This window comes from Allobosea sp. NPDC055332 (assembly GCF_053645455.1).
Genome location: NZ_JBSHMO010000002.1, coordinates 1,022,052 through 1,035,072 on the forward strand (window position 1 = coordinate 1,022,052; position 13,021 = coordinate 1,035,072).

At 68.1% G+C, this 13,021-nt stretch carries 11 protein-coding genes and 1 pseudogene; 2 read left to right on the forward strand and 10 right to left on the reverse strand.

From position 1 onward, the window contains the following. Window positions 1–280 precede the first annotated feature (280 nt). Together ACWIGM_RS13585 and ACWIGM_RS13590 are read right to left on the reverse strand one after the other, a co-directional pair. A pseudogene (locus ACWIGM_RS13585) lies at window positions 281–496 on the reverse strand (DNA mismatch repair endonuclease MutL); the annotation flags it as partial. 26 nt (window positions 497–522) lie between these two features. Continuing rightward, window positions 523–987 carry a hypothetical protein gene (locus ACWIGM_RS13590; protein ID WP_454027020.1) on the reverse strand — a complete coding sequence of 155 codons (465 nt, stop codon included), beginning with the start codon at window positions 985–987 and terminating at the stop codon, window positions 523–525. On the opposite strand from ACWIGM_RS13590, the gene ACWIGM_RS13595 reads away from it, so the two are divergent. Then, window positions 971–1,645: a DUF2306 domain-containing protein gene (locus ACWIGM_RS13595; protein ID WP_454026450.1), complete on the forward strand. Its 675-nt coding sequence runs from the start codon at window positions 971–973 to the stop codon at window positions 1,643–1,645. The two genes, ACWIGM_RS13590 and ACWIGM_RS13595, sit on opposite strands and share 17 nt — an antisense overlap. 11 nt (window positions 1,646–1,656) lie before the next feature. On the opposite strand, the gene mutL is transcribed toward ACWIGM_RS13595, so the two are convergent. The 3 genes from mutL to ACWIGM_RS13610 are packed head-to-tail and all read right to left on the reverse strand — an operon-like array spanning window position 1,657 to window position 5,153. After that, a complete protein-coding gene (mutL, locus tag ACWIGM_RS13600) occupies window positions 1,657–3,471 on the reverse strand; it encodes a DNA mismatch repair endonuclease MutL (RefSeq protein WP_454026451.1) in 1,815 nt (604 codons plus the stop codon). Between the two features lie 24 nt (window positions 3,472–3,495). Next, window positions 3,496–4,521, reverse strand: coding sequence for an NAD-dependent epimerase/dehydratase family protein (locus tag ACWIGM_RS13605; RefSeq protein ID WP_454026452.1), 1,026 nt, complete (start codon window positions 4,519–4,521; stop codon window positions 3,496–3,498). Continuing rightward, window positions 4,518–5,153, reverse strand: a complete 636-nt coding sequence (locus tag ACWIGM_RS13610; RefSeq protein WP_454026453.1) for a class I SAM-dependent methyltransferase — start codon at window positions 5,151–5,153, stop codon at window positions 4,518–4,520. Before ACWIGM_RS13610 ends, ACWIGM_RS13605 begins: the two co-directional genes overlap by 4 nt. An 84-nt stretch (window positions 5,154–5,237) precedes the next feature. On the opposite strand from ACWIGM_RS13610, the gene ACWIGM_RS13615 reads away from it, so the two are divergent. Then, window positions 5,238–5,849, forward strand: coding sequence for a TetR/AcrR family transcriptional regulator (locus tag ACWIGM_RS13615; RefSeq protein ID WP_454026454.1), 612 nt, complete (start codon window positions 5,238–5,240; stop codon window positions 5,847–5,849). A 3-nt stretch (window positions 5,850–5,852) separates the two neighbouring features. On the opposite strand, the gene ACWIGM_RS13620 is transcribed toward ACWIGM_RS13615, so the two are convergent. The 5 genes from ACWIGM_RS13620 to ileS all read right to left on the reverse strand — a co-directional run bounded on the left by ACWIGM_RS13620 (window position 5,853) and on the right by ileS (window position 13,008). Beyond that, window positions 5,853–7,145 (reverse strand): M16 family metallopeptidase, encoded by a 1,293-nt coding sequence (locus ACWIGM_RS13620; RefSeq protein WP_454026455.1) that lies wholly within the window; start codon window positions 7,143–7,145, stop codon window positions 5,853–5,855. A gap of 53 nt (window positions 7,146–7,198) precedes the next feature. Next, window positions 7,199–8,494: a M16 family metallopeptidase gene (locus tag ACWIGM_RS13625; RefSeq protein WP_454026456.1), complete on the reverse strand. Its 1,296-nt coding sequence runs from the start codon at window positions 8,492–8,494 to the stop codon at window positions 7,199–7,201. Window positions 8,495–8,638: 144 nt separating this feature from the next. Continuing rightward, window positions 8,639–9,301 (reverse strand): hypothetical protein, encoded by a 663-nt coding sequence (locus ACWIGM_RS13630; protein WP_454026457.1) that lies wholly within the window; start codon window positions 9,299–9,301, stop codon window positions 8,639–8,641. A 159-nt stretch (window positions 9,302–9,460) separates the two neighbouring features. Beyond that, window positions 9,461–9,949 (reverse strand): signal peptidase II, encoded by a 489-nt coding sequence (lspA, locus tag ACWIGM_RS13635; protein ID WP_454026458.1) that lies wholly within the window; start codon window positions 9,947–9,949, stop codon window positions 9,461–9,463. Further along, on the reverse strand, window positions 9,946–13,008 hold the full coding sequence (gene ileS / locus ACWIGM_RS13640) for an isoleucine--tRNA ligase (protein ID WP_454026459.1): 3,063 nt from the start codon (window positions 13,006–13,008) through the stop codon (window positions 9,946–9,948). The genes lspA and ileS overlap by 4 nt, the downstream gene beginning before the upstream one ends. Between the last annotated feature and the right edge of the window lie 13 nt (window positions 13,009–13,021).

The following is a 13,021-nucleotide window of genomic DNA, read 5'->3' on the forward strand; positions in this document are numbered from 1 at the left end:
GGGATGGGCCGGCGCAGCGTCATGGCTTCGACACCATCAGAGATGTCGACGCTGTCACTTAAAGAACTTGACAATCAAATTGCGCATGCCCGCTTTCGAATTTCAACTATCTCAAAGTCATCCCTAAGGAAAATGGACGAGAAGCGTCTGCGCATGCTTGAAGCGACTAAGGAAAAGCGCTCAACATCAACCTAGAGAAACACCATTTACCGAAGTGATCATAAGGACACACGCACTCAGGTTCATATTCCTGCACGGCGCGTATGCGATCTGCTAATTCTCACCGCCGCCCGAACAGCTTCTCGATATCGCTGAGCTTCAGCTCGACATAGGTCGGGCGGCCGTGATTGCACTGGCCGGAATTCAGCGTCGCCTCCATCTCGCGCAAGTGAGCATCCATCTCCTCGGGGCGCAGGCGGCGGCCGGCGCGGACCGAGTTGTGGCAGGCCATCGTCGCCAGGATATGGTCCAGCCGGCGCTCCAGCGAGCCGGCATCGCCCTGCCGCCACCCTGCGATGCGCCTCAGGACAGTTTCGGCTCGGTGCAGGCGGGATCGCCAAGCCGGACGAAATGCGCGTCGAGCTGATACACGCGTCGCGGCAGGAGCGTCGTGCCGGTGTGCCCGAGCATCCACAGGGCGGCAGCGTTGCCCTGATCCTTGACCGTCACGCTGACCACATAAGGCTCGGCCTCGGACATGACCTCGAGCCGGCCAGCGAAGCTCGGGATAGACCCCGAGACATTGCGGGCGGCTTCGAGACGCAGGGCCGTGCGGCCGCAGCCGCCGCTCGCGGTCACCTCGGTACCACACCACCCTGCACCGCAGCGGACGATATCGAGGGTCAGCTTCGGGCGCTGCACGGACCAGCGGCCGGTCAGATCGGGCGTATCTGCGGCGTGGGCCTCGCCCAGCGCCACGCTGGCGACAAAAATCACAGCCAGCGTCGCAGCGCGACGGGAGAAGGCATGGATGCGCGATCTCAACATGATCCGGGGGATGCGCCCGCGTGCCATGATCGCCGGACTGGTCATCGCCATCCTCGTCGCTCCGACAGCCGGGACCGCAATTGCGATCGGAAGCAAGCAGCTGCCCCTGCCCGACGTCCTGCTGCTGGTGTGCCAGAAGCTGCCATTGGCGTTCCCACTCCACATGATCGCGTCGGGGCTGGCGCTGATTTTCATAGCGATCGCGGCGGCCACGAGGCAGCGGCGTGGCTTTCATCGGGCTGTGGGACGCATCGCCGCGCTCTGTGTGCTGGTCGGCGGGCTGACGGCCCTGCCCGTGGCGTTGGCGAGCGAGGCCGGCCCCGTCGCGCAGGCCGGCTTCTTCGCACAGGACATCGTCTGGCTGGCACTGCTGATCGCGGCGGTGACAGCGATCCGGCTCGGCCATGCGAAGCAGCATGCGCGATTGATGATGGCGATGGCGGCGGTCGCTTCCGGCGCGATCTGGCTGCGGCTGGCCTTGTGGCTGGCGGTTGTGCTGCAGCTGCCGTTCGAGATGAGCTATGGGCTGGCCGCCTGGGCCGCCTGGCTCCTGCCGCTGGGCCTCGTCGCCCTGCTCGGCAGGTCCGATTCCGATGAGGGCCAGCCGCGGCGTCGAACTGGGCATAGCAAGGCGCAGGCACTGCTCCAGCGTGCCTGAGCGAGGTGTCCCTACCGTCTCCCGAACAGCTTCTCGATATCGCTGAGCTTCAGTTCGACATAGGTCGGCCGGCCGTGATTGCATTGGCCGGAATTCGGTGTCGCCTCCATCTCACGCAAGAGCGCGTCCATCTCCTCGGGGCGCAGGCGGCGGCCAGCGCGGACCGAGTTGTGGCAAGCCATCGTCGCCAGGACATGGTCGAGCCGGCGCTCCAGCGAGCCGGCATCGCCATGCTCGGCGAGCGCATCGGCGACATCGCGGACGATGCCCTGCAGGTCGCCGCCAGCAACCGCGGCCGGCGCCTCGCGCACCAGCACGGCGCCGGGGCCGAAGCTCTCTATGACGAGGCCGAGCGAGGCGAGATCGGCAGCCGCAGCGTTCAGCCGGTCGGCATCGACGGGATCGAGCTCGACCACCTCCGGCAGCAGCATTGGCTGGCGGGCGATGCTGGCCTTGGCCCGCTCGGCCTTGAGGCGTTCGTAGACTAGGCGCTCATGGGCGGCGTGCTGGTCGACGATGACCATGCCGTCGCGGGTCTGAGCGACGATATAGGTGCCGTGGACCTGGGCGCGGGCCGCACCCAGCGGCCGGTCGAGCGCATCCTGCGGCGGTTCGGCGAGATGGGCTCTCGCATCAGCCGAGGGCATGGCGAGATCGGCGAAGCCGGTCTGCAGCGGCTGGGCTGGGGCTTCGGGCATGCGCCAGTTGGCAACACTGCCGAAGTTCGGCCGCTGGATCGTCGCCGGCCCACCACCACCGAAACCGCCGCCCGAGAAGACCGCACGGAAGGCGTCGAGCGTGCGGGAGCCGCCGGTGGTGGTGGCGCGATGGCCGGCGCCGGCGAGCGTCGCCTTGAGGCTCGACACGACGAGGCCGCGCACCAGCGCGGGATCGCGGAAGCGGACCTCGCTCTTGGCCGGATGGACGTTGACGTCGACGACGGCGGGATCGCAGAGCACGTCGAGATAGAGCACCGGGTGCCGGTCGGAGGGCACGACGTCGGCATAGGCGCCGCGCACCGCCGAGAGCAGCAGCTTGTCGCGGACCGGGCGGCCATTGACCGCCATGTGGACGCCGGCCGAGGTGCCGCGATGGAAGGTCGGCAGGCCGGCGAAGCCGGAAAGCCGGACGCCCTCGCGCTCGGTCTCGACCGGCAGGGCATTCTCCGGGAAATCGCGCCCGAGGGCGCGGCCAAGGCGGCGCAGATGGCCGTCATTGCCGATCGGCTCGGCCGGCCAGTCGAAGGCGCCGGCATGCTCGCCCTCGAGCGAGAAGCGGACTTCCGGATGGGCAATGGCGAGCCGCCGCAGCATGTCGGAGACGGCCTGCGCCTCGGCCCGGTCGCTCTTCAGGAATTTCAGGCGCGCCGGGGTGAAGATGAAGAGGTCGCTGACCTCGATGCGGGTGCCAGGCGCGGCCGCGGCCGGCCGCACCGCGCCCTTCGCGCCGGCCTCGACCACCAGCGCCGAGCCCTGCGCCGCATCGCGCTGGCGGGTGGTGATCGAGAGGCGCGCCACCGAGCCGATCGAAGGCAAGGCCTCGCCACGGAAGCCGAGCGAGCGGATGGCGAAGAGGTCGCCATCGGGGAGCTTGGAGGTGGCGTGGCGCTCGACGCAGAGGGCAAGATCGTCCGGGCTCATGCCGATGCCGTCGTCGACGACGCGGATCAGTTCGCGCCCGCCGGCCCGGATGGTGACCGCGATGCTGGCGGCACCGGCGTCGATGGCGTTCTCGACCAGTTCCTTCACCGCCGCGGCCGGCCGCTCGATCACCTCGCCGGCAGCGATGCGATCGACGAGGACGGGATCGAGACGGCGAATACTCATGCTCAGCCTTGCTGTGCGGACGGTTCAGGCCGCCGCGGCCTTCCCTCGCGCCAGCAGGCTCTCGGCGCAGTCGACGATGGTCGTCCCGGCCGGGCGCGGCGCGAAGCCGAGGACACGCCGCGCCTTGTCCGAGGTAAGGGCGAATCTGCGCCCGATCAACGGGGCAAGCCCGCGCAATTCGCCCATGAAGGGCAGGAGCAGCTTGACCACGAAGCCGGGCAGGCGCCGGCTCGGCACGCGTACCGCCCGCGGGCCGAGGCCGGCACGCAGCGCCGTGGCGACCTCCTCCATCCACAGGAATTCGCCGGCCGCGATGAAGCGCTCGCCGGCAGCCTCGGGCGCAAGCATGGCGCGGATGTGCAGATCGACGAGGTCACGGACATCGATGACCCAGAAGCCGAGGCGCGGCATCGCCGCCGGCCGCCCGGCGAGGAGCCCGTCGATGATGCCGACCGAACCCGGCATGTCCTTGGTCAACAGCGGCCCGAACACGGCTCCGGGCAGGATCGTCGTCAACCGGGCAGCGCCGCCATATTGGCGCACGAAGGTCCAGGCCGCCTGCTCGGCCCGAATCTTCGAGACGCGATAGGCGTCGAACTGCGGGTCTGCGGGATCAGCCCAGATCGTCTCGTCGCTGACCCGCTCCGAATTCAAGGGCGGGCGGGCAGTGGCGGCGGCGGAGGTCATCACCACCCGGCGCACGCCGGCCTTCACCGCCGCATGCAGCACGCGCAGGGTACCGTCGCGCGCCGGCGCCACCAGCGACTCGCGGTCGCCGGCCTTGCCGCCGGAGAGCGGCGAGGCGACGTGCAGGACATAGTCGCAGCCGGCCATGGCCGCGTCCCAGCCGTCATCGGCGAGCAGATCGGCGGTAAAGACCGTCAGCCTCTCGACCGGCAGCCCCTTTGCCGCGAGCGCCGCGCGCAGACCTGCCTCGCGCGAGCGGCTGCGCAAGGTGGTGCGCACGGTATAGCCACGCTGCAGCAATTCGGCGATGCACCAGCTGCCGACGAAGCCGGTGCCGCCAGTGACGAGGACAGTCTCGGTCACGCGTCTTCCCCCTGGCTTGGGAGACGGTCGCTTCGGCGTGGCACGATGAAGGGCTTGCGCCGCGAGATCCGGTAGACGGCGGCCGGCGGCAGATTGCGCAAGGTCGAGCCGATGCGCGTCGCCTTGAGGCCGAGCCGGTCGAGGATCGGGCGCGGCACCGGGCAGCGCGGGCCATAGGTGAACTGGTAGAAGCCGCCGGACGGCCGCAGATAGGCGAAGGAGCCGGCGAGGATCGCCACGACCTTGCGCGGCGGCATGGAGAGCAGCGGCAGGCCACTGACGACGGAGGCGAGCGGTGCGCCCTCGAACAGCGGATGATTGGTGAGCTGGGCCGCGTCCAGCCAGAGCACCCGCACCTGCGGGAAGCGGAACTCCAGCATCCGGGCGAATTCGGAACCGTATTCGACCAGGGTGAGATCGCTCTCCCGGACACCGCGGGCGAGCAGCGCCCGGGTGAAGGCGCCGGTGCCGGGTCCGAGTTCGAGCACGGGGCCGGCGGACGGGTCGATCTCGCTGGTGATGAGACGTGCCAGCGCATCGCCGGATGGCGCGACGGCGGCAACCCGGAGCGGATCGCCGGCCCAGGCCCGGAGGAAGCGCAGATGGTCGGTATAGGCGCAGATGGCGGTCATGCCGGCTCTCCTCGACCGCAATTGCCGCGGCGATGTCTACCGCTGTATACTTGAGCGAAGTCCTTATGTCTACAGGTGTAGATTATGATCTGGAATCTGTGCGAACCGCCGCGTCGGCGCGATGCGGCGGCAACGCGGGAGGCGATCCTGCGCTCGGCCCGGCAGGCCTTCGCGCGGGCCGGCTATGACGGCGCCGGCGTGCGCGAGATCGCGGCCGGCGCCGGCGTCACCGCCATGCTGGTCAATCGCTATTTCGGCTCGAAGGAACAGCTCTTCGCCGAGGTCATCGCGGCTGCCGCGGAACCAATTATCCTCACGCCGGAGAATCTTGCCTCGCCCGATCTCGGCGAGACGATCGCGAGGATGCTGGTCGAGATCACGCGCTCGGGCGAGACGCCGCTCGACGGCTTCCTGATCATGCTGCATTCGGCCTCGAGCCAGCGCGCGGCCGAGATCGGCCGCGACCAGATCGAGAAGGGACATCATCGCACAATGACGGCCGCGCTCGGCGGCCCGCATGCGCAAGAGCGCGCCGCGCTGGTGCTGGCGCTGGTCGCTGGCTTCCAGGTGATGCGGCAGATGATGGGCCTGACCGCGCTCGCCAAGGCGGAGCCCGAGGTGCTGGTCGGGCTGCTGGCGCCGCTGTTCCGCCAGCTCATCGAGGGAACGGCGAAGCAGACTCCGCCGAAGCCGTAAGTCTCAGACCAGCCCGACCGGCCGGCCGACAGCCTGAACCAGCAGCTTGCCCTCGCCAAACAGGCGCTGGGCGACGCGGCGGACATCGGCCAGGGTCACCGCGGCGAAGCGTTGGTTGCGCGTCTCGACGAAGTCCGGCTGCTCGCCGCGCATCGCCAGGCCGAGCAGTTCGCCGGCGATCTTCGGCGAGGTGTCGAAGCGCAGCGAGTAGGAGCCGATCAGGTAGCGCTTGGCTTCCTCGACCTCGTGCTCGCTCGGCCCCTCGCTGACGAGCTTGGCGATCTCCTCGCGGATCACCGCCATCGATTCGGCGACTCGCTCGTTGCGGGTCGAGGTGCCGCCGACGAGGAAGCCGGTCTGGCGCAGCGGCATCAGGCTGGAGGAGACGCCATAGGCGAGGCCGCGCTTCTCGCGCACCTCCATGAACAGGCGCGAGGTGAAGGCCGAGCCGCCGAGGATGTGGTTGAGCACGGTCGCGGCGATGAAGTCGGGGTCGTCCCACATCAGCCCGGGGCCGATGAAGCGCAGCACGGTCTGCGGCACGTCGAGATCGACGATATGGGTCTGGCCGAGGTCGGCGATCGGCAGCGGGGCTGCCGGCAAGGCGCGCGGCGCCCCGGCCGGCAGGGCGCCGAACAGGGCGTCGAGCCGCGCAGCCAATTCGCTCGCAGTGATATCGCCGACCGCGACAACCTTCAGCCCACCACGGGTGAAGAGATCGCGCGTCAGCGCCTTCAGCGCACCGGGCTGCAGGCCACCAACGCTGGCGACGTCACCGCGCTCCGGCCGGCCATAGGCGTGGCCGGGGAAGGCCGCGGCGAAGAGCGCATTGCGGCAGATGAAATCCGGATTCTGCGCCTGGCGCTGCAGGCCGGCGATCACCTGCGCCTTGACGCGCGCGACCGCGTCGGCGTCGAAGCGCGGCGCGTTGAGGGCGAGGCCGAGCAGTTCGAAAGCGACCTCGCGATGCTGCGACAGGGTCTGGAGCTGCCCGTGGAAATCGTCGCGGCGGGCATCGAAGGAGAGGTTGATGGCGTGGTCGGCGAGGCGGCCCTGGAAGGCCTCGGCGTCGAGCTCGCCGGCGCCTTCGTCGAGCAGGCCGGAGATCAGGTTGGCGCTGCCGGCGGCATCAGCCGGATCGCGGTTGGCACCGCCGTCGAAGGCGAATTCGAGGGCGAGCAGCGGCAGGCTGTGCTCCTCGACCAGCCAGGCCTCGACGCCGCAGGCGGCGGTGACGCGCTGGACCGCGAGCGAAGGGCCGGGAGCCGCGATGGCGGGAGCAAGAGAATGGGTCATCGGCAATCCTCGATGGCGAACCGGAGCCCGCCTGTAACGACTTCAGCGCGGTGTCAGGCGGCGGCCGGCAGGAGCAGGCCGGTGACCGAGCGATCGGGCCTGAGATAGCGCCGGACCGCCTCGGTGACCTGCTCGCGCGTCACCGCCTCGATGCGCTGCGGCCAGAGCAGCACGTCCTCGACGCTCTCGCCGACGGCAAGCGCCGAGCCGAAGATACGGGCGAGCGAGGACTGGCTGTCGCGGGCGAAGACGGTCTCGGCGACGAGGCGGGTGCGGGCGCGGGTGAGCTCCAGTTCCGTCGGCCCCTCGGCGATGAAGGCGGCGAGCGCGACATCGAGCCCGGCTTCGAGCGCTGCCATCTCGACGCCGGGACGCGGGCTGACCGAGAGCTGGAAGGCGGAGCGGTCGACCATCGAGCCCATGAAATAGGCGCCGGCGCCGGCGGCGAGCTCCTGCTCGACGCAGAGCCTGCGATAGAGCCGCGAGGTCGTGCCGCCACCGAGGATCTCGGCGGCGAGTTCGAGCGCGAAGGCCTCGTCGCGCTGCGGCGAGACATAGGTCGGCGCCAGCCAGGCGCGGCGCAGCGAAGGCTGCTGCACGCGCGGATCGGACAGTGCGACACGGCGCGCGGCGCGCGGCTCGGGCTCGGCCGGGCGCTTGCGGGCCGGGGCCTCGCCGCGGGCCGGGATCACGCCATAGGTTTCCTGGGCGAGGCGCAGCACCTCGGCCGGCTCGACATCGCCGGCGACGACCAGGATGGCGTTCTCGGGCGTATAGAAGCGCTGGTAATAGGCGAAGGCGTCGTCGCGTGAGAGGCTCTCGATCTCGTGCTCCCAGCCGATGATCGGCGTGCCGTAGGGGTGGTGGACATAGAGCGCGCTGGAGAATTCCTCGCCGAGCTGGGCGGCCGGGTCGGCGTCGACGCGCATGCGCCGCTCCTCCAGCACGACGTCGCGCTCGGGGGCGACCACGCTCTCGTCGAAGGCGAGGCCGGTCATCCGGTCGGCCTCGTAATCCATCATCGCGCGCAGGTGCTCTTTCGGCACGCGCTGGAAATAGGCGGTGTAGTCATAGGAGGTGAAGGCGTTCTCCTGTCCGCCATAGCTGGCCACGATCTTCGAGAACTCGCCGGCCGGCCATTTCGCCGTGCCCTTGAACATCAGGTGCTCGAGGAAGTGGGCGATGCCCGACTTGGCGGCCGGATCGTCGCCGGAGCCGTTGCGGTACCAGACCATATGGGTGACCACCGGCGCGCGATGGTCGGGCGCGACCACGATCTGCAAACCGTTGGCGAGCCGATAGGACTCGATCTGGCTGGCTGCATTGGCGGGAGCGGTGTGGACCGTCATGACCTTGGAAAGCTCCTGCAGATCGCAAAGGCTAGAAACGAACCGGCCCGGGCCCGCATGGACCCGAGCCGGGAGAAGGGCTCGTACTCTAGATAGTCCGGCCGTAGCGGAAAACCAGCGCGGCGCCGGACGATGGCTTAAAGCCTACTGGTTCTCGTAGACCTTCTTGCCGACGAGGAACTCGCGCTGGCCGACCGCCTGCTTGTCCTCGCGCGGACCGGATGCGCCCGGACCGAGCGCGGCCGTGGCGGCCGGGCGGCGATAGCCGGACGGCGGCTCGTGCAGGTAACGGCGTGACGGTTCGGTGCCGTATTGCAGGTTGGAGGTGTCGGTCTGGGCCTGGCGGGCTGCCATCTCGCGGCCGACGCGGATCGGTGCGATCTGGTTGCTGTAGTTGCCGTTATCGGGAACGATGTTCTCCGGACCGTTGGCGGTCCCGGCCACGCGGCCGCGGCGCAGTTCCTCCTGCGACAGCAGCGGCTTGGTGTTTGCGCGATAGGACTCGGTGTTCTGGAACAGGATGTTGGAGCTGTCGCGCTCGGCCTTGCGGCGGGCGACGTCCGGATCATCCGGCCAGGCGGCGCTGCGGCTGGCGCCGGCTTCCTGAGGCTTCGGCAGGGTCGAAGACGGCGGCACGACCAGCGGGGCGCGCTGCTTGTACTCGATGTCCGCGCGATCGGTGCCGAACAGACCCATGCCCTTCACCAGATTCTGGAAGAGCACGCCTTCCTGGGCGAAAGCGGGGGTCGTCGTCAGCAGCACGCCGCCTGCGAGCAGCATGCGCGAAGCACGGATCCGATAAGCCATCTCACCTCTCCATACGGACATCTGCCGGCGTCATGCGCGATCGACGCGGCAAAAGCATGGCGGGCCTTTTAACCCATATCCGGCAAAACGGGGAGCCCTTTTGCCGGATCGCCGTAAATGAGCTGTGGCCGGCGGACTTGCCGGAGGCTCCAGCGCGCCTCAAGCGGCCTTGGAACGGTCCGCTCCCGGGCGCAACGACTCGTAGAGCAGCCCGAGCACTCCGAAAACGATCGCCGCGTCGGCGATGTTGAAGATGTACCAGCTGAAGCTGCCGACGTGGAAATGCACGAAATCGACGACGGCGCCGTAGACGACGCGGTCGAGCCCGTTGCCGAGCGCGCCGCCGATGATCAGCGCCAGGCTCACCACGGTGAGCTTGTCGTCGCTGCGCCACATCCAGCGCCAGAGCCAGACCGCGGCGACGATGGAAAGCACGACCAAAGCCCAGCGGCCGATATCGGTCGACTGCTGGAACAGGCCGTAGGAGATGCCGCGATTCCAGGCGAGCACGATCTCCAGGAAGGAGGCGAGCTGGAACGGCCCCTCCTCGGCAAGCTTCAGGCCGAAGAGCAGCCAGAGCTTCAGCGCCTGGTCGAGCACGAAGGTCAGCGCGACGATCCAGACGCCGAGGCGGCGCGGCGACGTCATGCCGCGCGCCCGAGCTCGCGCAGCGCCCTGGCGTCGCGCGGCGTCACCTCGGGGAAGCCGGGCTCGGCCGTGGCCGGGTCGAAATACTTCCAGGAGCGGGCGCATTTGATGCCCGAGGCGCGCGCCGGCACGACCGCGACGCCGGGCACATCCGACAGGCGGAAGGCGTCGGCCGGCCCCTCCCCGTCCGCGATCTTCGCACCGGAGGTGATGCAGATCTCGGCGAGGTCGAGCCCGCTCAACGCAGCGCGCAGATCGGGATCGGCGATGTGGACCATGGGCGCGGCTTCCAGCGAGGAACCGATGCGCTTGGCGGCACGCTCCAGTTCGAGCGCACCAGTGACGACGCGGCGCACGCGGCGGATCTTGGCCCAGCGCTCGGCCAGCTCCGGATCGAGCCAGGCATCGTCCGCTTCGGCGAAGAGCTCGAGATGCACCGAGCCGTCGCCGGCCTTCACCTGCGGATAGCGTTCGAGCCAGCCTTCTTCGGCGGTGAAGACCAGGATCGGCGCGAGCCAGGTCGTCAGGCAGCGGAAGAGATGATCGACGACGGTCAGCGCGCTCTTGCGGACATGGCTGGAGCGCGGGTCGCAATAGAGCGCGTCCTTGCGGATGTCGAAATAGAAGGCCGAGAGCTCGGTGTTCATGAACTGCGAGAGCAGGGTCACGACCTTCTTGTAGTCGTAGGTCCGGTAGGCTTCCTCGACCTGCGGGCCGAGCTCGGCAAGGCGATGCAGCATCAGCCGCTCCAGCTCCGGCATCGAAGCCGGGTCGGAGATGCGGATCGCCTCGTCGAAATGCGCCAATGTACCGAGCATCCAGCGCATGGTGTTGCGCAGCTTGCGATAGGTCTCGACGAAGGTCTTGAGGATTTCCTTGCCGATGCGCAGATCGTCTGAATAGTCGGCCGCCGCCACCCAGAGACGCAGGATGTCAGCGCCGCTGTCCTTGATGATGTCCTGCGGCGCGGTGACGTTGCCCTTCGACTTCGACATCTTCTCGCCCTTCTCGTCGAGACAGAAGCCGTGGGTGAGCACCACGTCGAAGGGCGCGCGGCCGCGCGTGCCGCAGCTTTCGAGCAGGCTCGAATGGAACCAGCCGCGATGCTGGTCCGAGCCTTCGAGATACATCACCTTGTCACGACCGCCGTCGACGACGCGATGGGTCTTGAGATCGGCGCGCTTCTCCAAAGTGAAAGCATGGGTCGAACCTGAATCGAACCAGACGTCGAGCACGTCGACGACACGCTCGTACTTCGCCGGGTCGTAGCCATAGGGCTTGAGGAAGCGGGCGCCGTCGGTGTCGGTGAACCAGGCATCGGCGCCCTCCTGCTCGAAGGCCTCGGCGATCGCGGCGTTGACCTTGGGATCGAGGAGGATCTCCTTGCTCTCCTTCTCGACGAAGACGGTGATCGGCACGCCCCAGGCGCGTTGGCGCGAGACCACCCAGTCCGGCCGGTTGGCGATCATGCCGTTGATGCGGTTCTCGCCGGCGGCGGGAACCCACTCGGTCTGCTTGATCGCCTTGAGAGCGCGATTGCGCAGCGTGTCGGCATTGCCGCCGGCGGTCGGGGCCGGCGCTGCCGGATCGGGCGCGCCCGCATCGCCATAGGGCTTGTCCATGGCGATGAACCATTGCGGCGTGTTGCGGAAGATCACCGGCTTCTTCGAGCGCCATGAATGCGGATACTGGTGCTTGAGGCGCCCGCGCGAGACGAGGTTACCGGTGGCGGCAAGCGCCTTGATCACGACCTCGTTGGCATTGCCCTTCTCGCCCTTGTCGGTGATGACCTGCGCACCCTCGAAGCCCGGAGCCTCCTTGGTGAAGCGGCCATCGGCATCGACGGTGTAAGGGATGCGGGTCTCGATGCCGCGCTCGGCCAGCATGCGGCCATTGGCCGTCCAGACGTCGAAGTCCTCGCGGCCATGGCCCGGCGCGGTGTGGACGAAACCGGTACCGGCATCATCCGTGACATGGTCGCCGTCGAGCAGCGGGACATCAAACTCGTAGCCTTGGCCACGGAGGGGATGGGCCGCAGTTGCGCGCTCCAGAACGGAACCATCGACACCCATCAACCGCGAATAGCCGGTAACCTTGGCAGCCTTGAAAACGGATTCAGCCAAGGTATCCGCAAGAACATAGAGATTGCCGACTGCGGCCCAATTTCCTTCCGGGGCCTCGGTCACGCGATAGAGGCCATACGGCACCTTGCGGGAATAGGAGATCGCCCGGTTGCCCGGGATCGTCCAAGGTGTCGTCGTCCAGATAACGATCGAAGCTTTGCGAAGGTCGTCGGCGTACTCCACCGTGTCGTAGAACGTCGTTTCCATCGGACCCGGGCCCGGTGCCGGAAATGGGCCCGGCACATTCAACAATGGGAACGCCGCGAAGATCGTATCGCTGGTGTGCTCCTCATACTCGATCTCGGCCTCGGCCAGAGCGGTCTTCTCGACCACCGACCAGAGCACCGGCTTGGAGCCGCGATAGAGCTGGCCGTTCTCGGCGAACTTCATGATCTCGCGGGCGATCTGCGCCTCGGCGCCATAGGCCATGGTGAGATAAGGATCGTCCCAGTCGCCCTCGACGCCGAGCCGCTTGAACTCGTTGCGCTGGATATCGACCCACTTCTCGGCAAAGACGCGGCATTCCTTGCGGAACTCGACGACATCAACGTCGTCCTTGTTCAGGCCCTTGGCGCGGTACTGCTCCTCGATCTTCCACTCGATCGGCAGGCCATGGCAGTCCCAACCCGGCACATAGTTGGAATCGTAGCCGAGCATCTGCTGCGAGCGCGTGACCAGGTCCTTCAGCACCTTGTTGAGCGCGTGGCCGATATGGATGTTGCCGTTGGCATAGGGCGGGCCGTCATGCAGCACGAAGCGGTCGCGCCCCTGCCCGGCCTCGCGCAGCTTGCGGTAGAGGTCCATCTTGGCCCAGCGGGCGAGCAGCTCGGGCTCGCGCTGCGGCAGGCCGGCGCGCATCGGGAATTCCGTCTGCGGCAGGAACAGCGTCTGCGAATAGTCTGTGGTCTCGGTCTTTTCGGCGGTCTTGTCGGTCATGATCCGGCTCGGC